The organism is Olleya sp. ITB9 (assembly GCF_001315805.1).
In the GTDB taxonomy this organism is placed as follows: domain Bacteria; phylum Bacteroidota; class Bacteroidia; order Flavobacteriales; family Flavobacteriaceae; genus Olleya; species Olleya sediminilitoris.
Window position 1 is genome coordinate 1 of record NZ_BCBW01000054.1, and the last position, 20,505, is coordinate 20,505.

Below are 20,505 nucleotides of genomic sequence, written 5' to 3' on the forward strand. Positions count from 1 at the left end.
AAAAATGCAACTTAATCATTTAAAAGTGATTAGTGTCTTTTTTTTATGTCTGTTAAAAACAACCTATTAAAAGTTAAAAGACTTTCAATCAAAGTAGTAAAATCATATATTATTGTATAAATGAAACTAAAATTAATCCTAATACTTTTAATGACAAATACGACCTATCCACAATGTACAATACCAGAATCTATTAAAACAGAAATAGAAATTGCTCTATCTTACTATCCTGATTTAAAGGATACGACTATTAATTTCGAGTTTAAGAAAAACATTAAAAAATCTACCATGCAAGCACAGCCTAGTTTTGGTAGTTTTTTTAAGAAAAAAGGCAACAGATCCTATAATATTTTTATTAGTGAGACTGTTAAAATCTCAGGCGAAACCTTTTATACTAAAGACATGCCAAAAGATGTTATTATAGGTTGGATTGGTCACGAATTAGGTCATATTATGGATTACAGAAACCGAAGTAACAGTAATTTAATTTGGTTTGGCATTAAGTATTTATTGTCAGATAACCATATTGCTGAAGCAGAAAGAGCTGCAGACACTTATGCTGTTAAATCTGGTATGGAAAAATATATTTTGATTACAAAAGAGTTTATCTTAAGTCAAGCAAATATTGATGCATCATATATTGCTAGAATCAAAAAATACTATTTATCTCCAGAAGAAATTATGGAACTAATACATCAACGTGACTTAGAAATCTCTAAATCTTAATATTTAACGACAAAATCCTCCCAAGTTTTAAACTTATCTTCTCCCATAACGCGTTCCATTTTAACTTGACCACCTTTTTTCTTATTAGCTCCACTCCAATCATGAAACACTTCAGGACTGACCACTTCTACTTTAACACCTTCTAAAGCTTTACCTCTAGCTACTTTATAGTTTTTATTAGCATCTTTCAAAAATTCATCTAAAACATCAGCAACAGTTTCTGATGTTAAATTATCAGAACCTAAATACCAAGAATGATAAAAACCATCATCAAAACGCTTAGCACATAATGTGTATTCAGGAATTGTAGTCTTAAATTTTTCTTCTAAAAACCTAATAGCATCATCTAACTTATTAACTGATAGCTGAGAACCAACTGTATTTAAAAAGAATTTAGTACGACCTGTTATTTTTATTTCTGCTTTATCAATATTTGTAAATTCTATAGTATCACCTATTAAATAACGCCAAGCTCCACTAACAGTACTTATTATTACAACATAATCCTGATCAAGTTCAACATCCTTTAAAGTTAAACTTGGTGCATCTTGTGTTATGGATCCATCAGGATTTATGTATTCTGGCTTAAAGGGTACAAACTCAAAATAAATTCCGCCATTAGTCACTAACTGCATTGCAGTGGTTTCTGGTCTGGCTTGAAAAGCCAAAAAGCCCTCTGAAGCTAAATAAGTATCAATAACAGTGACTGGTTTACCAAGTAAGGCATTAAAGCTTTTTTTATAAGGCCCAAAAGCGACTCCTCCAGAAGTATAGACTTGTAAGTTTGGCCATACCTGATGAATATTGTCTACTTTATGATAGTCTATAACTGTTTTAAGCATTAACTCCATCCATGAAGGAATACCACTTAATGCTCCAATATCCCATTGTTTTGCTCGTTTTGCTATTTGAACAACACGTTTATCCCAATCGTCTATTTTAGCAATCGCTTCGCCTGGTTTATAAAAACCTTTAAACCATGATGGAATATTACTTGCAGTAATTCCGCTAATCTCACCTTCTAAATGATCGTCCTTTTCTGTTAAATCGGTAGAACTACCTAACATCATCGCTTCTGTTGCAAAAAATTCTGCTGGCAAATCAAAATTACTAAGTGCAGTAACTTGATCTATTCCTGCTTGTTTTATAGCAGATAACATTGCGTCTGTAACAGGAATACGCTTACTGGTTTTTCCGGTTGTACCAGAACTTAATGCAAAATAAGTAGGACTTCCTGGCCAGGTAACATCTTCTTCTCCTTCATGTAATTTAGACCACCAAGCTTCATTAATTTGATTATAGTCAAAAAACGGAACTTGATTTGCAAAAGCTAAACTAGGCGTTTCTTGATTTAGTATAGTTTCAAAATTATAGTGCTTACCAAACTGGGTGTCTTTGGCTGTTTTTAAAAGCATTTCCAATACTTTTTCTTGTGCTTCAATTGGATTGACCTCTGGTGTTAAAGCATCCTTTAAATGAATAGCACCTTTTATAATATTTCCTATAATTTCCATGGTTATGTAAGTTGATTACTTGTATTAATTCTAAAAGAGAAACTCTTCTAGTGAACAATAATTTGAAAATAAATATAAATATGCATTCATCAAGTTATCTTAAAGTAAAATTAACATTCTAAATAAACCATTAAAGTTTCAATTTAGCTCATATTTCAAGTAATTTTCAATAACATAACTAATCTTAATAAAAAAAGCACAACTCAAAAGTTGTGCTTTTTTTTATATTTTAACAAGGTGTTATCTTGAGTAATTTGGAGCTTCCTTGGTGATAGTCACATCATGTGGATGACTCTCATTAATTCCTGAAGCCGTAATTTTAACAAAACGTCCAGTATCTTGTAAAGTGGCTACATCTTTTGCTCCACAATAACCCATTCCTGCTCTTAAACCACCTATAAATTGGTGTAAACTTTCATATAAATCACCTTTATAAGGGACACGTCCGACAATACCTTCTGGTACTAATTTTTTAATATCATCTTCAACATCTTGGAAATAACGGTCTTTACTTCCTTTTTTCATAGCTTCTACAGATCCCATACCTCTATACGACTTAAACTTACGTCCTTCGTATATAATCGTTTCTCCTGGACTTTCTTTGGTTCCTGCTAAAAGAGACCCTAACATAACAGTGTCTGCTCCTGCAGCTAAGGCTTTAGGTATATCACCTGTGTAACGGATTCCTCCATCTGCAATAACTGGAACTCCACTTCCTTTTATAGCTGCTGCCACCTCTAACACTGCACTAAATTGAGGAAAACCAACACCTGCAACAACACGAGTTGTACAAATAGAACCTGGTCCAATACCAACTTTTACTGCATCTGCTCCTGCTTCTACTAAGTACTTAGCAGCTGCTCCTGTAGCAATATTACCTACTATAACTTCTAGTTTAGGAAATTTAGATTTTATTTCTTTTAAAACACTAACTACACCTTTTGTATGTCCATGTGCAGTATCTATAACTATGGCATCAACATCGGCTTTAACCAAAGCTTCAGCACGATCTACAGCATCTCCAGTGACACCAATTGCTGCTGCAACACGTAAACGCCCAAAAGTATCTTTATTTGCTATAGGCTTTTGTGTGACTTTAGTGATATCTCTAAAGGTTATTAAACCTTCTAACTTATCACCTTCAACTATTAAAAGCTTTTCAATTTTATTTTGTTGTAATATTTTTTCAGCATCTTTTAATGATGTTCCAACAGGAGCTGTAACTAGCTTTTCACTTGTCATAACCTCAACAATTGGCCTACTATTTTCATGCTCAAAACGTAAGTCTCTGTTAGTAACAATACCTTTTAAAACTCCGTCTTTATCTACTATTGGGATTCCTCCAATGCTATGTTCTTTCATTGCATTTTTAGCATCACTTACAACAGCGGTTAAAGGTAAAGTTACAGGATCTATAATCATACCACTTTCTGCACGTTTAACTTTACGTACTTTAGTCGCTTGTTGCTCTATAGTCATGTTTTTGTGCAACACACCAATACCTCCTTCTCTAGCCATAGCAATTGCCATTTGACTTTCTGTAACAGTATCCATAGCTGCAGAAACTATTGGTACGTTAATGGTAATATTTCTTGTAAATTTAGATTGAATGTTGACTTCGCGTGGAAGTACCTCTGAAAATGCTGGAACTAAAAGTACGTCATCATACGTTAGACCTTCTCCGACAATTTTGTTTTCGTGTGCTGTCATGTTGCAATTAGAATTAATTGCGTGTAAAGGTAAACATTATATTATTACTATAATACTTTTTAACAATCAGAATGAAAACTAAATATTTAATTCAATGATTTTAGAATTGAAATTTAATCTTAAAAATTTATTAAGATTTATTCTAAATAACTTGTTTTGTATTGAATCTAAAAATATATTTGCGTTATTATTTTTATTAAGTCTAAATAACAACAAATGAAAACCAATTTTTTTAAAACCACATTAGTACTTGGATTATCTTTATCTATATTTTCATGTAATAATGATGATGATACAATAACAGAAGACTCAAATGCAGTTAGTAAATCTGATGTGACTGCAACTTATGGTAACTTAGTTTACCAAACCTATTTAGATAGCTACAATAGTGCTTTAGATATGCAATCAGTTATTGAAGATTTTATAGCTACACCTACAGAAGACAGTTTTTCTGCTGCTAAGCAAGCCTGGTTAGATGCAAGAGAATTTTACGGATTAACAGAAGCCTTTAGAGAAGCTACTGGACCTGTTGATACTGAATCTGAAACTTGGTCTTTAGGTACAGAGGGACAAATGAATGCTTGGCCCATAGACGAAAGTTATATCGACTATGTTGCTGCTGGGACAGAGGAATATGCTAACGATTACGACAGTATTATAGGTGACGACACTATTACTATTGATCAAGCTACTCTTGCAAATTACAATGAAGGTTTTAACGTGGAGCAAGAAAAGTCTATAAGTACTGGATGGCACGCTATTGAGTTTTTACTTTGGGGACAAGACAACACAATGCCAGTGGACGACTTACCAGGAACAAGAGCATTTACCGATTATACAACTGCTGATCATGCAGACAGACGCGCTTTATATTTACAAACAGCAACCGATTTACTAGTTAGCGATTTAAATGCTTTAACAACAACTTGGGCTACTGGAGGAACATACAGAGCTGTTTTTGAAAGCTTAGATCAAGAGATTGCACTTAAACAATTAATAAATGGAGCTTTTTTTATTGCTGGTGACGAGTTAAGCTCTGAACGTATCATTGCTCCTGTAGATTCTACCGATGGTATTGGTGGATTAGGTCAAGAAGACGAACATTCTTGTTTTAGTGACAACACACATCGTGATATTTATGCTAATGCAAAAGGGGTTTACAATGTGATTTTTGGTGAATATAGTACTGTTAGTGGTGCTTCTTTTTACGATTTAGTAAAACAAGCTAATCCTACTCAAGCAGCGATTTTAAAAACTGCTGCTGAAAATGCAATGGAAAAAGTAAATGCTATTGCTAATAACGCTCAACCATTTGATTATTTAATAACCTTAGAAAGCTCAACAGATTCTAATTTTGGAGTAGTTATGCAAAGTGTAGTAGCTCTTCAAGAGTGGGCTGATGAGATTAGTGCATCTGCTACTGCTATAGGAATTAGCTTATAATAGATTATAAAATACAATGATTTAAAAATCTCGAATTAAGTTTCGAGATTTTTTCTGTTTTAAATATGTACATAATGAAATACCAATTATTAACACTTAGTCTAATTATTTTGACAGTAATAAGCTGCAAAAATGATGATAATTATATCGATATTCAAACCCCTTTAGATGGGTATATTGATGGAGAAGAATTATTAACTGGTGCACTAGGTGTTAACTCTACTAGTGGAAATGCGTTTGGATTTGAAATAGATGGATTATCCTTTCAAGAACAAGCTAAATTTGCAACTGGTAATTCTTTATTTAATCAAACATGGGTTTCTTCTCCAGCGTCTACAACAGCTAGAGATGGATTAGGTCCAACGTTTAACGCTCGTGCGTGTGCAAACTGCCATTTTAAAGATGGTAGAGGTCAACCTTTAGTAAATGGACAAAATTCTAGCGGATTTTTAATGCGTGTTAGTTTAAATGGACAAGATGTTAATGGAGACGCAATTCCTGTACCAGGTTATGGGTTACAACTACAAGACCTCGCTAATAATGGTATACAATATGAAACCAAAGTTATTGTTAACTATCAAACTATAGAAGGGACTTATCCTGATGGAACAACTTACCAATTACAAAAACCAATTTATACGTTTCAAGACGAACAATTTGGAAGTTTAGATGGTGTAAACACCTCTCCAAGAATTGGGCAACAAACGATTGGCTTAGGATTAATTTCTGCTTTACCAGATATTGAAATCACTAAATTTGAAGATATTAATGATAGTGATAACGATGGTATCTCTGGTCGTGCTAATTTTGTATATAACTATGAAACCAATACAACAGAAGTTGGTAAATACGGTTGGAAAGCTAATGCACCAACCTTAAAACAACAAGTAGCAGGTGCTTTTCATGGTGATATGGGATTAACTACAACAATTTTTAGTGAGCAAAACTGTCCGTCTCCACAACAAGACTGTTTTGATGCTCCTAATGGAGGAGCTCCTGAGGTAACCGATGACCAATTGGATAAAGTCGTATTTTATCAAGCTCATTTAGCAGTACCTAATCGTCGTAATTATTTGGATGAAGATGTCATACAAGGACGTATATTATTTGATGAACTTAACTGTATCGCATGTCATGCTATTAACCAAACAACAGGTACAGAAGCAGAAAGCGAATTTTTAAAAAATGTAACAATCAAACCATATTCTGATTTTTTATTACACGATATGGGAGACGATTTAGCTGATAATCGAGACGATTTTAATGCCAACGGAAACGAATGGAGAACGCAACCACTTTGGGGAATTGGTTTAATTGAAACCGTTAATAACCACACCAACCTACTTCATGATGGTCGTGCTAGAAATATAGAAGAAGCAATTTTATGGCATGGTGGAGAAGCTGAAACTATTAAACAAAACTTCAAAAATTTATCTGCTGAAAAACGTCAACAATTAATTGATTTTGTAAACTCATTATAATTATGAAAAACACATATAAAGCCATACTATTTATTTGTCTATTTGCATTAAGTTGTAATAGTGATGACGATCAACAAGACGAAGTAGCATTTAATGTTATGAGACTTTTAGAAGATGTCACAAATCACCAAATACTACCAAGTGTCGTACATTTTAATACTGAAAGCAATACATTAAACACTAGTATCGAAACCTATTTAAACACTTTAACTGAAGCTAATTTAAGTCTTGCTCAAGACCAATGGAAAATAACAGCTAAAGCGTATGCTAATATTTATGCCTTTAATATTGGTGATGTTAGGGATCAGTTTATGCATTTAGCATTATACAATTGGCCAACACTACCAAGTGCTTTAGAAAATGTTATCAATGACAATGATGCTATTACTGAAGAATTGTTAGCAACTAAAAGTCCACAAATTAAAACTCTGTCTGCTTTAGAGTATTTATTGTTTAATACAGATATTACTACTATAAACACTCAATTTATTAATGATATTAAAAGACAAGATTATTTAAAATACACAGCCTTAGATTTAAAATCACAATCAGAAAGACTTGTTGGTATCTGGAATAGCCCTGGTAATTATGCTAGTACATTTATTGATAATAATGAAAGCGGAATAAGAGATTCTTTTAATAGATTATACAATGGTTTATATAATTTGATAGATACAGGAAAAGTAACTAAAATTGGAAAACCTGCAGGTTTAGAAAATTCTCAAATTACCAATCCAGAACTTACACAAGCTTATTTTAGTAGTTTATCATTAACTATTTTAAAAGAAAACATTAATAGTGTTAAAAATGTGTATTTTAATTCTGAAGGTTTAGGTATTGATGATTATGTCCACCATATTATTAAAAATAATGATTTAAATCAAGCAGTAGAAAATAAAATTGAAGACGTACAAAATGCAATTGATGCTATTCCTGTACCTTTATTTGACGCTATAAACTCTCATCCTGATTTGGTTGCACACTTACATACAGAACTTGATGCATTAGGTATATTATTTAGTGTTGATGTTAGAAGTATTTTATCAATCATTATCACATCTACAGATAATGATGGAGATTAAAAATAAAAAAGCCCACTTTAAAAGTGGGCTTTTACTTTAACTATAATTAAAATTAAGCTTGAGCATTTTGTGGTGCCCAATGTGAACATAACATTCCTGGTGCAGCTTTTTGCGGATTAGCACAGTTAGTAGATTCATAACGTGCACAAGTCCCACAATTAGGATCATTTTTTAGTGCAGCTTTCATTTCAAAGCTATCACAAGTATAATTATCACTTACTTTTACAGCGTGTACTTTACATACTTCATTCTCAGTTAAATTTTCACAATTCACACAACTATTTCCTATTCTTATTGACATAATTTTTCTTCTTTTATAGATTAATACTACTTAAAGATATTAAAACATTAAGTCAAAAACCAAACAAACACACTGATTAGCAACAGTTTCTATTTAGACTGTCTTAAAATAAATGAGTGATTTTAAAATTTTACTTCCAATGTTGTGTAAAAATTACGGTTGGCAGACGGTATGATTCCTGGTCCAGGATAACCTGTAGCACGTCTTGTATAATAAGCATTATCCAATACATTGTTTACACCTGCTTCAAGCTTAAATTGCTTGTACTTGTAAGATAAAGACACGTCTAAAACATCATAAGCTGGTATCTGACCAACAACTCCACTTAAATTTCCATCAACGGAATTTGTTGCGTCTGTAAACTGAGACGATAAATAGGTATATTGTATGTTAGATAAAAAGTCTTTATAACCTAATCTAACACCTGTTTTAAAGTTATAGTTTGGTATAAATTCCACTTTATTACCTTCTACTCCTATTCCATTAGACCTTGTATACTCTGAGTCTACAAAAGAAAAGTTAACATAGTAGTTAAAAATATAATCTTCGTTTTTAAGCAATAGGCTTTCTAAGTTAAATTCTACTAAACTCTCAATACCATACATCATAGCATCACCAACATTACCTCTTTCGGTTTTTATACTTGTATCTTCTAAAACACGTTGTACTAAACCTATTCTATCGTTATAAAATAAGCTAAAAGCACTAACATCAAAAGATACTTTATTGGATAGTTTTCCTCTTATACCTGCATCTAGAGTAAAACCACTTTCGTCATCAATATCAGGACTAATTATGAAGGCTGGATTATTTATACTAATATCCGAAAATGTTACAGATCTATAGTTTTGAGATAAGTTTCCGTAGACTTCAAACGTATTACTTGGTTTGTAACTAGCACCTAGGCCTAAAAGTACAAACGAGCGTTCTCTGGTTAAGTCATCCTCTGTATATTCATTTAAAATAACATTACCAGCTCCATCGGTATTAATTTCTCTATAAAAACCATCACTTTGGGTGTTAATATATTCAAATCTAAAACCTGGTGTTATAGATAGCTTATCGTTTAAATACACAATATTTTCTCCAAAAATAGCCAAGTTTAAGTTAGGGTACGTATAACTTGATTGATTAGAATAATTAGGAAAAGTTTCATATTGAAAATCAAAATTAGGATCAAAACCATCACTTCCTGGTCCTTGCTCAGAGGTGTTTTCTGCTTTATAAAATTTAGCACCTAAAAGTCCTATCGATTTTTTATTAAACAGGTTATAATTGGTCAAAACTCTAGTTTCAAAACCAAAATTATCAAATTCGCCTTTAATTAAATCTCTAACGCCATTACTATCTCCTTGATCCACACGATTGGATCTATAACCTAATGCATTTCTTGAAGCATTTAATCCAAATGCGTTAAATGTAAAATTTGTGTTTTCAGAAAATTGATGTGATAGCTTTAAATTATACAACAACCAATCTACCTGAAACCAGTTACGCTCTCGATTACTTTGGTAAGGATCGTCTTCAAACATATCGTCATTTAATCCTCCAGCCTGTTTTGCTAAATATCTTAAATACGTGACCTCACCTTTCAACTTGGTTTTATCATTAAATTGATACCCTAAATGGGCGTAAAAATTTTTAGACTCGAAGTTAGAGTTATCTCTAAACCCATCTCCTTTTTTATAATTAAAAAAAGTATAATAACTAAACTTACCTTTAGTACCACTAGCACTTGTAAAGTTGGTATATAAACCATTACTACCAACGGTATTTCTTGTAATAACTTCTAATGGTTTTTGTGTGTTTGGTGTTTTCATTTTAAAGTTTACCAAACCTCCAAATTGCGTTCCGTATTGTAGCGATGCAGCACCTCTAACTATCTGTATTTCTTGTAAAGCTTCAGCAGTTGGTGTGTAATAACTCTCAGGATATCCTAACACATCTGCACTTATATCATAACCATTTTGACGTGTATTAAAATTAGCGGTTCTGTTTGGGTCCAAACCACGACCACCAATGTTTAGCTGTAAACCTGCATCATCATTTTGATAAATATTTAAACCAGCCACTTGACTATACAATTGCCTTGCATTGTTAGCGCCAAGATTAGCCATAGATTGGTCTACTAAAACTACTTCTGTCTTTTTTCCTGCGTAAATAGCAGTTTCTTCAACATCTGCTAGTCGGTTTAAGCTAAATAATTTTGCTTTTCTAACGGTAATTTCTACTTCAGACAAAGTGGTTTCCGTTAAAGGAAATAATTTAATGCTTAAATTTTCAGCATCAGCTGTATTTATGGTTTGTTCTAAAACTTCGTATTCATAATCAAAAAAGGTTAATTTTAAAGTTTCTTTTTCAGTAGTAAAACTAAAAAAACCATTAGGATCTGACATGGTTATCAACCCTTTAGCAGAGTCATAAACACCAATATTACTTAATGCTTCGCCTTTGTGATTAATAATAGTACCAGAAATTTTTTGTTGTGCCATCATGCTAAAAGCAGATAACGTTACTAGTAATAATAGGTTAAAGTCCTTTAATTTCATCTTTAAATGGTAAAATCCAATCTTTGTGTTTAAATGATTCTTTTTCTTGGTACAAATTTACGCTTTCGTCAACAAATAATTGACTTAATCTTCCATTTAAAGCCACATAACTTTTAGCATAAACCTCTACACCTTTATGACCTTGACTACTAAAATGATCACCTAAATAATGAGCGTACTCTAATATAAAATCTGGTTGAGAACTCATTTGTTTTTCTTGTAATGGTGTTAAAAAATCTGAGTTGTTAACCAAAAATGAATTCCCGTTTTTATCTACAATTTTAAACGTAGTGTTACCCATTTTTTCCATTAACATCACTCGCCATGATAAACGGTAACCTTCCTCTGTCCAAAATAATTCGCCTGGATATAATAAATATCTAAACGGAAATAATAATTGTATCGCAAAAAATAATCCTATTATAGGTAGTATTAATTTACTATACCTTACTGTGTATGCTTGTTTGTATTGTATAGGTTTCGCTTTCGCGGAAATAAAGCCAAGCAACGACTTTATTTTATTTAATATTTTATGATGTATTGTAGCATCAAAAAAGATGATTGCACTAACTATCATTACAAAAGGAAACATACCTATTGGAAATAACACTCTTGTAAATACATGGAAAAAAATAACAAATAGAAAGGCTACAAAGCGTGTACGTTTATACAATAGAAAAAACGGAATAAGCAAATCATACAACATACCTGACCAACTCATAGCAAAGTGAAACCACTCTTGCTGCATCACAGTTTCGCCAATAAATGGTAAATCGTATTTAGAAGGTAGCCAAATTTTTAAAGGCTGAGCCCTAAATAACCAATCGCTATTAATTTTAGCTAATCCTGCATAAAAATAAACGATACCCAATAGCAGTTTAATACTATCTACACACCATTTAGGCATGGTATTAAAAGCTTTTTTAGACTTATAATTATCTAAAGAAAAGTAGGCATTAGCAGGTAAAAAAATCATTAAAAAGCTAAGTATACTTATAAAGTAATAATGATTTAAATACACAGTTTTATCCATTAACTCTATATAAGTAAAGCTAATAAAAAAGGTAATTATGGCTAATCTATACTTATAACCTATAGCTACAAAAATGGCAGACAGACCACATATTAAAAATAATAAATAGGTGTAATTACCTAAAACGTGAACCCACTCAAAACCATAATACTTGAAATGAAATTTGGGCTGTAGGTAAACTGTGTCAATCCAATCGTTGGCCCAAAAACGAATTATACCATAGCACATCATTACACCAAAACCAATCCTGAACACTGCTAAAGTTGCAGCATCTGTGGTTTTATTTAAATATGTTTTAAAGCTAAAATTCATATTATAAAAAAAGGTTGATATATTACAATCAACCTTTAAAATTAGTGTTATTTAGTATTAATCACCATCAGCATCTTGATAATCAACACTTACATCAAATGCTTGTAACATATCAACTTTTAAAGATACGACTACTAACTGTAATGCATCATAAGCTTCGTTCATTTTAGTATTATCGATTTCAACTTGAGTTTTTAAATCTTGATTTAAAAGTAGAATTTTCTCTCTAGCATCATCTATTCTGGTATTAATAAGTGTTGCTAAATCTGTTCTACCTAACTGAACTAAATAAGAATAAAAACCTTCTCCAATTTCTGAATTAATAGAAGTTTTACCGTTAAAAATATTTTGAGCATTATCTAAAGCTAAAATTGCTAAATCTCTTGAATTACTTCCATTGTATATAGCCTCTGCCTTTTCAGATAATGGATTTGTTGAAAAAACTCCTGCAGGAATACCAATTTTATTTGCTCTTAAACCTTTTTCAAAATAAAAAATATAATCGTTGATGAATTTATTTACAGCACTTGTTAAGGTATTATTTGTACTAGAGACAAATAAAGATCTGTAATTTGTTGTCCAATCTGTAAGAACTTCTTCGGTAATCATGCTCATAGCCTCTATCAAATCTGTTAAATACGTAATGTATTTTACGTCTTGATATTTGTTTAATAGCTCTGTATCAGAGTCTGCTAAACCATAAAGCATATAATCTAATGCAGGAAACCCAACTGCGTCATTATTATTATCATGCGTTAAGTCATAGTTTCCGTTTTCAATATTACTTTCAATATTATCTACATCTGTAGGATATATATTCATTTGATTACGGTAACCAATAACTTCGGCTTGACCGATATCAAAAGGTTCTACTAACTGCCATTTTTTATAAGCATCTAACCAAGCTGCTCTTAAATTATCTAAATTAACTTGATCTGGACTAGCAACAAATGTTGAGTTAGCATCAGAAAATGTTTCTAAAGAGGTTTTGAAGCTTTCAAGACTTGGTATTATAATATTGTCTGCTAAATTGGTTTGCATGGCAGCTCTATTATAATTGTCTACAACACCATTGTCATTAGAATCATCAGATTCTGAACATGCTGCTACTAGTACAAATACCGCAAAAATGTAAATTAACTTTTTCATATAAATAATAATTTTTCTTTTTTCAGTGAGCAAAAATACTTATTAGTAGCCATTTAAATAAATGACTACTATTAATAAGTTTAAATCTTAACTTCCTGCTTGCTCAGTTGTGAAGCTAAACTCTGCTGAAATTGTATCAGAAAGAGTATCTAAAGTTTCGGCAGTTACATCCCAAAAACCATCACCTTGCATTAAAGAGTCTGTTAAAAACAATACTTCGTCTTTAGAAAAATATGGTTCAGTAGTCCCTGGTTTTCTTGTGAACTGTAAGCTATAAATAAATCCGTAAGCTTCAGATAATGCGTGAAAAGCTGATGCATTACTTGTTCCTAGATTATTTTTTCCTTGTTGTAAATAATAGATTGCTCTAACTGCAATTACTTGAGATATTTTTTCTCTAATAATGTCTGCTTGAGCATCACGTACGTCATAATCTTTAGCTACAATTGCAGCACGACCTAATTTAAACGCGTTGTATACATCCATTGCAATACCATTAAAGTCTGTATCGCTATCTACTCTTGACAAATACTCGTTTAAAAAGTTATCTGCTCCTAAAACTGGAACAGCTGGATTGTCTTCGTTACCATATAAGTAACCATAAGCTTCATCCCATTTATGTTCCATAGTAGTGTAATTATTATCACCATCTAAAACAGCTGCATCATTATTTGCAACATTATCTCCTGCATCTAAAACTGAAGGACTTAAGTAGTTGTTTAATATTTGATCTGTCATTAAAGCACCTATCAAACTTTTTGCAAAGGCTTGGTTATATTCTAAACCTTGTTCATTGACATAACGTGTAGTTCCTCCACCAGCTTGTTGTAATTGACCTGCATAACCAGCTGTTGCGATAGTTGTCCAGTTAGGGAATACATCCTCTACTTGTGCAAAAATATAATAATCGAATATTGCTTTTATTACTGCTGCATCTGTAGTATTTGCTGAAAAATAATCTGTAGAAGCTGCTGTTTTACTTCTAATGCTTTTGTTTGATGCATTTAAATCTGGATCACTAAAATCTGCATTACCTTCTTCATGAGCAAACATTGCGTCTAAAGTTGCTTCTGTATTAGAAGTGTCTAAAAAACCTGCGACTAACTCTTGAGCCATTTGAATACGTGTTGTTTGACCACTAAAGTTAACTGTTGTACTTCCTTCTCTTTCAAAAGTATATGTGTCTGGAGTTGTTACAGAAGTCGTTGGTGTAACGTTTCCACCATCATCGTCGCTAGAACATGAGGTTAATGCTAAGGTTGCTAATGCTGCTAATCCGAATGCAATTTTTTTCATTTAAAAATAATTTTGTTTCTATTATTATTTAGACTAAATACAGATAGCTCTGTATTTTTTATGCAAAAATAAAAACCTAAAGCTTTTATTACAAGTTTATTTAGACCAAATTTAAATTAAAACAAAAAAAACAACATAAAAACCTATATTACAGCGTTTTAAAATAGTTAAAAATCTTTCAATTTAATTGAAAGACAATATGTAGTAGTTAATGATATGCATTAAATATCTTAGAAGCTTCATTATAAGCACTTTCAAAAGACATCGCATTTAGATTATTAACTTTTTTTGAAGTTAAATAAGACAATACCTTTTCTGTTGGCATATTACCAGTTAAGTCATCTTTAGCCATTGGACAACCTCCAAAACCTTGAATAGCTCCATCAAAACGCTTGCAACCTGCTCTATAGGCTGAATCCACTTTTTCAAACCAAGTATCTGGTGTGGTATGTAAGTGCGCACCAAACTCTATATTTTGATATTCTGGAATTAAATTAGAAAATAAATAGTCAATATTTTCAGGGTTTGAAGTGCCAACAGTATCACTTAAAGACAAGATTTTTACTCCCATTTTGCTTAAACGCTCAGTCCACTCTCCTACTATATTCACATCCCAAGGATCGCCATATGGGTTACCAAATCCCATTGATATATACACCACAACTTCTTTGTTAGCTGCATCTGCCTGATTTAAAATATCTTGAAGTAAAACTATAGATTGTGCAATAGTCTTGTGTGTATTACGCATTTGAAAATTTTCTGAAATAGAAAATGGATAGCCTAAATAATCAATCTCTGGATGCTTGCAAGCATCAGTAGCACCTCTAGAGTTAGCTATAATTGATAATAATTTACTTTTAGTTTGGCTTAAATCTAATTGTGCCAACACTTCTGCTGTGTCAACCATTTGTGGTATAGCTTTAGGTGACACAAAGCTACCAAAGTCAATAGTATCAAAACCAACACGAAGCAAAGATTGGATATATTGTACTTTTTGTTTTGTAGGAATAAACTGCTTAATGCCTTGCATGGCATCTCTAGGACATTCTATAACTTTAACTTGGTTTGACATTTGCACTTTGTATTGTTCTATAAAAGTACTTTATTTTTCTGAAAGAAAGATAAAAATTGCAATTCCAATAAAGACCACAATTTGTAACCATTTTAAAATCAGACCAATATTTTTATTTTGTTTTAAGTAATCCGAAATAAATCCAGCTAAAATTGCGATTAATGCAAAAACAACAAAAGACGTAGTCATAAATAATAATCCTAAAACGTAAAACTGAGTAACCGTATTAATAGTTTCACTGTATAAATAAGCCGGAAAAAATGCCAAAAAGAAAATAGATACTTTTGGATTTAACACATTCATGATCACACCTTGCTTAAATAATTGTCCTAAACTTTTTTTAGGGACTACTGCATCAGACAAGGTTACATTAGCATCACTTTTAAAAACTTTATAGGCTAAATACAATAGGTATATTGCGCCTAAGGCTTTTATTATAAAAAAAAGAGTATCACTTTCTTTTATAATAGCAGAAACACCAAATGCTACTAAAGTTGTATGGACTAAACAACCAGAAATTAAACCACATACCGTCGCTAATCCATATTTACGACCATTAGTAATACTTTGCATTAATACATAAATATTATCAGGTCCTGGAGAGATAGCTAATGCTGCTGTGGCTAGAACAAAACTGAAAAGAATTTCAAAATTCATTTAGCTTTTGTTTAAAATAGCTTGGTTTATCTTTTTTATTAAACTTGGACCTTCATAAACAAATCCTGTATAAATTTGAACCAAATCTGCTCCTGCTTCAATTTTTTCTAATGCGTCTTTAGCCGAATGTATACCGCCAACTCCAATAATAGGAAAAGCTTTATTACTTTTTTCAGCTAGATACTTTATAACTTTAGTAGACTTTTCTTTTACTGGTTGACCGCTAACACCTCCATTACCTATGTCTGACAATCTTTCTGCGGAAGCTTTAAGATTGGAGCGATCCACAGAAGTGTTACTAGCAATTACACCATCTAAATTGGTTTCTGCAATAAGCTCAATAATTTCATCTAATTGATTATTATTTAAGTCTGGAGCAATTTTTAATACAATTGGTTTTTGTTTATCAAACGTTTTATTAGCTTTTTGCACAGCTCCTATTAACTCTAATAAATAGTCTTTATCATTTAGTTTAGCATGACTACCAACGTTTGGACAACTAACATTTAGCACAAAATAGTCTACATATGGATGCAAACCATTAAAACATTCCAAGTAGTCTTTAGTATAATCTTTAGGTATAGTCTGTGTGTTTTTACCAATGTTACCACCAATAATAAGTTTACCTTTATTTTTTTTAAGTTGAAGTATTGCTTGTTCTAATCCTTCGTTATTAAAGCCCATTCTGTTAATAATCCCTTGATCGTCTTTTAATCTAAATAGACGTTGTTTTGGATTACCAGCTTGACCTTTTGGTGTAACGGTTCCTATTTCAATAAAACCAAAACCAAAATTAGCAAGTTCGTTATATAACACTGCATTTTTATCAAAACCTGCTGCTAATCCGACTGGGTTTTTAAAGGTTAAACCAAATAGCTTACGCTCCAGCTTAGGATCTTCAATGGTATATAAACGTCTAAAAAGTTTAGACATTCCAGGTATTTTAGAGGTCGATTTTATTAATGAAAACGTGAAATGATGGATTTTTTCAGGATCGAAACTAAAAAAAATTGGTCTTAGAAGGGATTTGTACATTGTAATAGGTTTGCACAAAAGTAATTCTAATTAAAAAATTGAGCAATTCAAAAGCTGAAAAACTTAATAATCGTAACTTTGGCCTACAGTTAAATTAATTAATTTAGCTGTAAATTTAAGACAATAATTAAAATATAAAATCACAATAAAATGATTTCAAAAGAAGATATAATTAAAAGGTTTGTAAGTTATGTTACTGTAGATACTGAGTCTGATCCTGCTAGTGACACCACACCAAGTACTGCCAAACAATGGGATTTAGCTAATGCTTTGGTTGACGAGCTAAAAACTATTGGTATGCAAGATGTAACTATAGATAAGCACGCTTACATTATGGCAACTTTACCAAGTAATGTAGATCATGACGTACCAACTATTGGTTTTATATCTCATTTTGATACGACTCCAGATTTTACTGGAGCTAATGTAAAACCTCAGATTATTGATGTTTATGATGGTAAAGACATTGTCCTTAATGCAGATGAAAACATTGTATTATCACCAGATTATTTTGAAGATTTATTACAATATAAAGGTCAAACTATTATTACTACAGACGGAACAACGCTTTTAGGCGCTGATGATAAGGCTGGAATTACAGAAATTATTTCGGCAATGGAATACCTTATTGCTAATCCACAAATCAAACACGGAACAATCAGAGTTGGATTTACTCCTGATGAAGAAATTGGTCGTGGAGCTCATAAATTTGATGTTGAAAAATTTGGGGCTGATTGGGCTTATACAATGGATGGTAGCCAAATTGGAGAATTAGAATACGAAAATTTTAATGCTGCAGGTGCAGTTGTCAAAGTAAAAGGTAAAATAGTACATCCTGGATATGCTAAAGGTAAAATGGTAAACTCAATGTACATTGCAACCGAATTTATAAACTCATTACCAAGACTTGAAACGCCAGAACATACTGAGGGTTACCAAGGTTTTTTCCATCTATACTCTATCTCAGGTGAAGTGGAAGAAACTGTTTTAGAATACATTATCAGAGATCATGATTTAGGTCATTTTGAAGCTAGAAAAGAAATGATGCAAAAATTAACTGATGAATTAAATAGCCAATACGAAAGAGAGGTTGTTACTATTGAAATTAAAGATCAGTATTTTAACATGAAAGAAAAGGTAGAACCTGTAATGCATATTGTAGATATTGCTGAAGAAGCTATGAAACAGTTAGACATTAAACCACTTATAAAAGCCATTCGTGGTGGTACAGATGGGTCACAATTAAGTTATATGGGCTTACCGTGTCCTAATATTTTTGCTGGTGGACATAACTTTCATGGTCGTTATGAGTATGTTCCTGTAGAAAGCATGATCAAGGCTGCTGAAGTGATTTGCAAAATTGCAGAAATTACTGCTGAACAAAACAAGTAAAATGTGATGAAAAAAATATTAATACTTTCTGCTATTGCACTGTGTACAATAGCTTGCAAAACAGATAAAAAACAATCAAATATTACAACAGAAGTTGCTACAAAAACAGACACTTTACCTGTTATTACAGAAGTTGCACAATTTACAGGTCAACAAGTTACAGGTGTTACTGTTAGTGAGACTGGACGTATGTTTGTTAATTTTCCTAGATGGAGACCAACAGTAAAGCACTCTGTAACCGAAATTGTAAACGGACAATCTATACCATTTCCAAATAAAAATTGGAACAACTGGACAGAAGACGCAACAGTAACAGATTCTACTTTTGTAGCTGTTCAATCTGTAGTCGCTTCTCAAAACGAATTGTTTGTAGTGGACACAAGAAACCCTATGTTTAAAGGTGTTATTTCTAACCCTAAAATTTTTGTTTTTGATTTACAAAAAAACGCTTTAAAACAAACCTTTACGCTAACAAACGATGTGTTTTTTAAAGACTCTTATATCAATGACGTGCGTATAGATCGAAAAAATAATGTTGCTTATTTTACGGATTCTGGACATGCTGGTTTAATAATTTTGGATTTAGAATCAAGAATTTTTAAACGTGTATTGACTGACCATAAATCTACTACTGCAGAAGCAGATCATTTAACGATTAATGGTAAGCAATGGGTAAACACTGTACATTCGGACGGAATTGCATTAAACCAAATAGATAACACATTATATTTTCATGCGCTAACTGGTTACACTTTATATGCAGTATCAACTGATGTATTAATTAATGGTACAAATCAACAAATTGAAGCAGCTGTTGAAGCTGTTGATAAAACTGCAGCACCTGACGGAATGATTTTTGATCAATCTGGTAATCTTTATTACGCAGATCTAGAAAATAACGCCATATTAAAAAGAGATTTAAAAGGAACGACAACAATAATAGCTAAAGGTGATTTAGTACGTTGGGCTGATACTTTTAGCATTTATAATGACACCTTATATTATACTAATTCTAGAATAAACGAAATATCTGGTCCAATATCTACCATGACTTTTCAAGTCAATAAAATAAGTCTTAAATAACCATGTAATGTCCCAAATGAAAAAACTAACCATAATTTTACTATTACTACTATCTGTAGTTATTAGTTGTAAAGATAAAACTGATACAAAAAGCGAAAACAGCCACATTAAACAGTCTATTTACAAAACAAGTCGTAACGAAATTGTTGTGCTAAAAATAGTAAAAGACAGTGCTTATCACATTGATTTTTTATCAACAGCTACTAAAAAGATTCAAAATCAAAAATCTAATGATAGTACATTAAATTTTTATACATTATTACAATTTGAAGGTACTGTTAGTAAGGATGGTAATCAACAATATTTAAGAGAAAATGTTATTACCAATAGCATAAAAATGAGTAATGGTAAAGCTATAAAAGCACCTATAAATGGAGCTAATATGATTTATAATACCAGTAACAATACGTTAAGTATTTTTAATGAAAAATTAGAAGTTTCAAAAAACCTTTCGATTCCAAAAACTTTAGAGATTGTAAAGAAACATAAAGATTGGAATGGTGATTACATTGATTTAAAAACAATTGAATTGTAACATTTCAAAACCAATTAATCACAAAATATAACCTATAAAAGCCAAAACTTATGTTTTGGCTTTTGCTATTTTAATTAACTTCGTACAAATAACTAAGGTTATTTTAAAAATTATTACTAATAATTAAATTAAATT

At 31.7% G+C, this 20,505-nt stretch carries 17 protein-coding genes; 7 read left to right on the forward strand and 10 right to left on the reverse strand.

Annotation, left to right across the window (positions count from 1 at the left end; all coding sequences use genetic code 11):
• Positions 1-120 precede the first annotated feature (120 nt).
• On the forward strand, positions 121-726 hold the full coding sequence (locus ITB9_RS14325) for a hypothetical protein (RefSeq protein ID WP_054852769.1): 606 nt from the start codon (positions 121-123) through the stop codon (positions 724-726).
• On the opposite strand, the gene ITB9_RS14330 is transcribed toward ITB9_RS14325, so the two are convergent.
• Entirely contained in the window at positions 723-2,240 is a 1,518-nt protein-coding gene (locus tag ITB9_RS14330) for a GH3 auxin-responsive promoter family protein (protein WP_054852770.1), read from the reverse strand. The genes ITB9_RS14325 and ITB9_RS14330 overlap by 4 nt on opposite strands.
• A gap of 240 nt (positions 2,241-2,480) precedes the next feature.
• Positions 2,481-3,950: an IMP dehydrogenase gene (gene guaB / locus ITB9_RS14335; protein ID WP_054852771.1), complete on the reverse strand. Its 1,470-nt coding sequence runs from the start codon at positions 3,948-3,950 to the stop codon at positions 2,481-2,483.
• A 216-nt stretch (positions 3,951-4,166) separates the two neighbouring features.
• Between guaB and ITB9_RS14340 the strand changes: the two genes are divergently transcribed.
• The 3 genes from ITB9_RS14340 (at position 4,167) to ITB9_RS14350 (ending at position 7,956) form a co-directional block, all read left to right on the forward strand.
• Positions 4,167-5,393 carry an imelysin family protein gene (locus ITB9_RS14340; RefSeq protein WP_054852772.1) on the forward strand — a complete coding sequence of 409 codons (1,227 nt, stop codon included), beginning with the start codon at positions 4,167-4,169 and terminating at the stop codon, positions 5,391-5,393.
• Positions 5,394-5,467: 74 nt separating this feature from the next.
• Positions 5,468-6,874, forward strand: a complete 1,407-nt coding sequence (locus ITB9_RS14345) for a di-heme oxidoredictase family protein (RefSeq protein ID WP_054852773.1) — start codon at positions 5,468-5,470, stop codon at positions 6,872-6,874.
• Positions 6,875-6,876: 2 nt separating this feature from the next.
• On the forward strand, positions 6,877-7,956 hold the full coding sequence (locus tag ITB9_RS14350) for an imelysin family protein (protein WP_054852774.1): 1,080 nt from the start codon (positions 6,877-6,879) through the stop codon (positions 7,954-7,956).
• Between the two features lie 52 nt (positions 7,957-8,008).
• Here the strand turns inward: ITB9_RS14350 and ITB9_RS14355 are convergent, their stop codons facing one another.
• From ITB9_RS14355 to ITB9_RS14390, 8 genes are all read right to left on the reverse strand, one after another.
• Complete coding sequence (locus ITB9_RS14355; protein WP_028607928.1) at positions 8,009-8,257, reverse strand: hypothetical protein; 249 nt, start codon at positions 8,255-8,257, stop codon at positions 8,009-8,011.
• 122 nt (positions 8,258-8,379) lie between these two features.
• Positions 8,380-10,806 (reverse strand): TonB-dependent receptor domain-containing protein, encoded by a 2,427-nt coding sequence (locus tag ITB9_RS14360; RefSeq protein ID WP_082396269.1) that lies wholly within the window; start codon positions 10,804-10,806, stop codon positions 8,380-8,382.
• Positions 10,787-12,151: an HTTM domain-containing protein gene (locus tag ITB9_RS14365; RefSeq protein ID WP_054852775.1), complete on the reverse strand. Its 1,365-nt coding sequence runs from the start codon at positions 12,149-12,151 to the stop codon at positions 10,787-10,789. The genes ITB9_RS14360 and ITB9_RS14365 overlap by 20 nt, the downstream gene beginning before the upstream one ends.
• A 57-nt stretch (positions 12,152-12,208) precedes the next feature.
• Positions 12,209-13,300: an imelysin family protein gene (locus ITB9_RS14370; RefSeq protein WP_054852776.1), complete on the reverse strand. Its 1,092-nt coding sequence runs from the start codon at positions 13,298-13,300 to the stop codon at positions 12,209-12,211.
• A gap of 87 nt (positions 13,301-13,387) precedes the next feature.
• The gene (locus ITB9_RS14375; RefSeq protein ID WP_054852777.1) at positions 13,388-14,596 is read right to left on the reverse strand and encodes a DUF4856 domain-containing protein; all 1,209 of its coding nucleotides are present in this window, start codon (positions 14,594-14,596) and stop codon (positions 13,388-13,390) included.
• 208 nt (positions 14,597-14,804) lie between these two features.
• On the reverse strand, positions 14,805-15,668 hold the full coding sequence (locus ITB9_RS14380) for a hydroxymethylglutaryl-CoA lyase (protein ID WP_028289921.1): 864 nt from the start codon (positions 15,666-15,668) through the stop codon (positions 14,805-14,807).
• Positions 15,669-15,698: 30 nt separating this feature from the next.
• Positions 15,699-16,325: a LysE family translocator gene (locus tag ITB9_RS14385; RefSeq protein ID WP_054852778.1), complete on the reverse strand. Its 627-nt coding sequence runs from the start codon at positions 16,323-16,325 to the stop codon at positions 15,699-15,701.
• The gene (locus ITB9_RS14390; protein ID WP_054852779.1) at positions 16,326-17,360 is read right to left on the reverse strand and encodes a quinone-dependent dihydroorotate dehydrogenase; all 1,035 of its coding nucleotides are present in this window, start codon (positions 17,358-17,360) and stop codon (positions 16,326-16,328) included.
• 150 nt (positions 17,361-17,510) lie between these two features.
• Here ITB9_RS14390 and pepT point away from each other — a divergent pair, with 150 nt between their 5' ends.
• The 3 genes from pepT to ITB9_RS14405 are packed head-to-tail and all read left to right on the forward strand — an operon-like array spanning position 17,511 to position 20,370.
• On the forward strand, positions 17,511-18,752 hold the full coding sequence (gene pepT / locus ITB9_RS14395) for a peptidase T (RefSeq protein WP_054852780.1): 1,242 nt from the start codon (positions 17,511-17,513) through the stop codon (positions 18,750-18,752).
• Between the two features lie 6 nt (positions 18,753-18,758).
• A complete protein-coding gene (locus ITB9_RS14400; RefSeq protein ID WP_054852781.1) occupies positions 18,759-19,835 on the forward strand; it encodes an L-dopachrome tautomerase-related protein in 1,077 nt (358 codons plus the stop codon).
• Positions 19,836-19,851: 16 nt separating this feature from the next.
• Positions 19,852-20,370 (forward strand): hypothetical protein, encoded by a 519-nt coding sequence (locus ITB9_RS14405; RefSeq protein ID WP_054852782.1) that lies wholly within the window; start codon positions 19,852-19,854, stop codon positions 20,368-20,370.
• Positions 20,371-20,505: the final 135 nt, after the last annotated feature.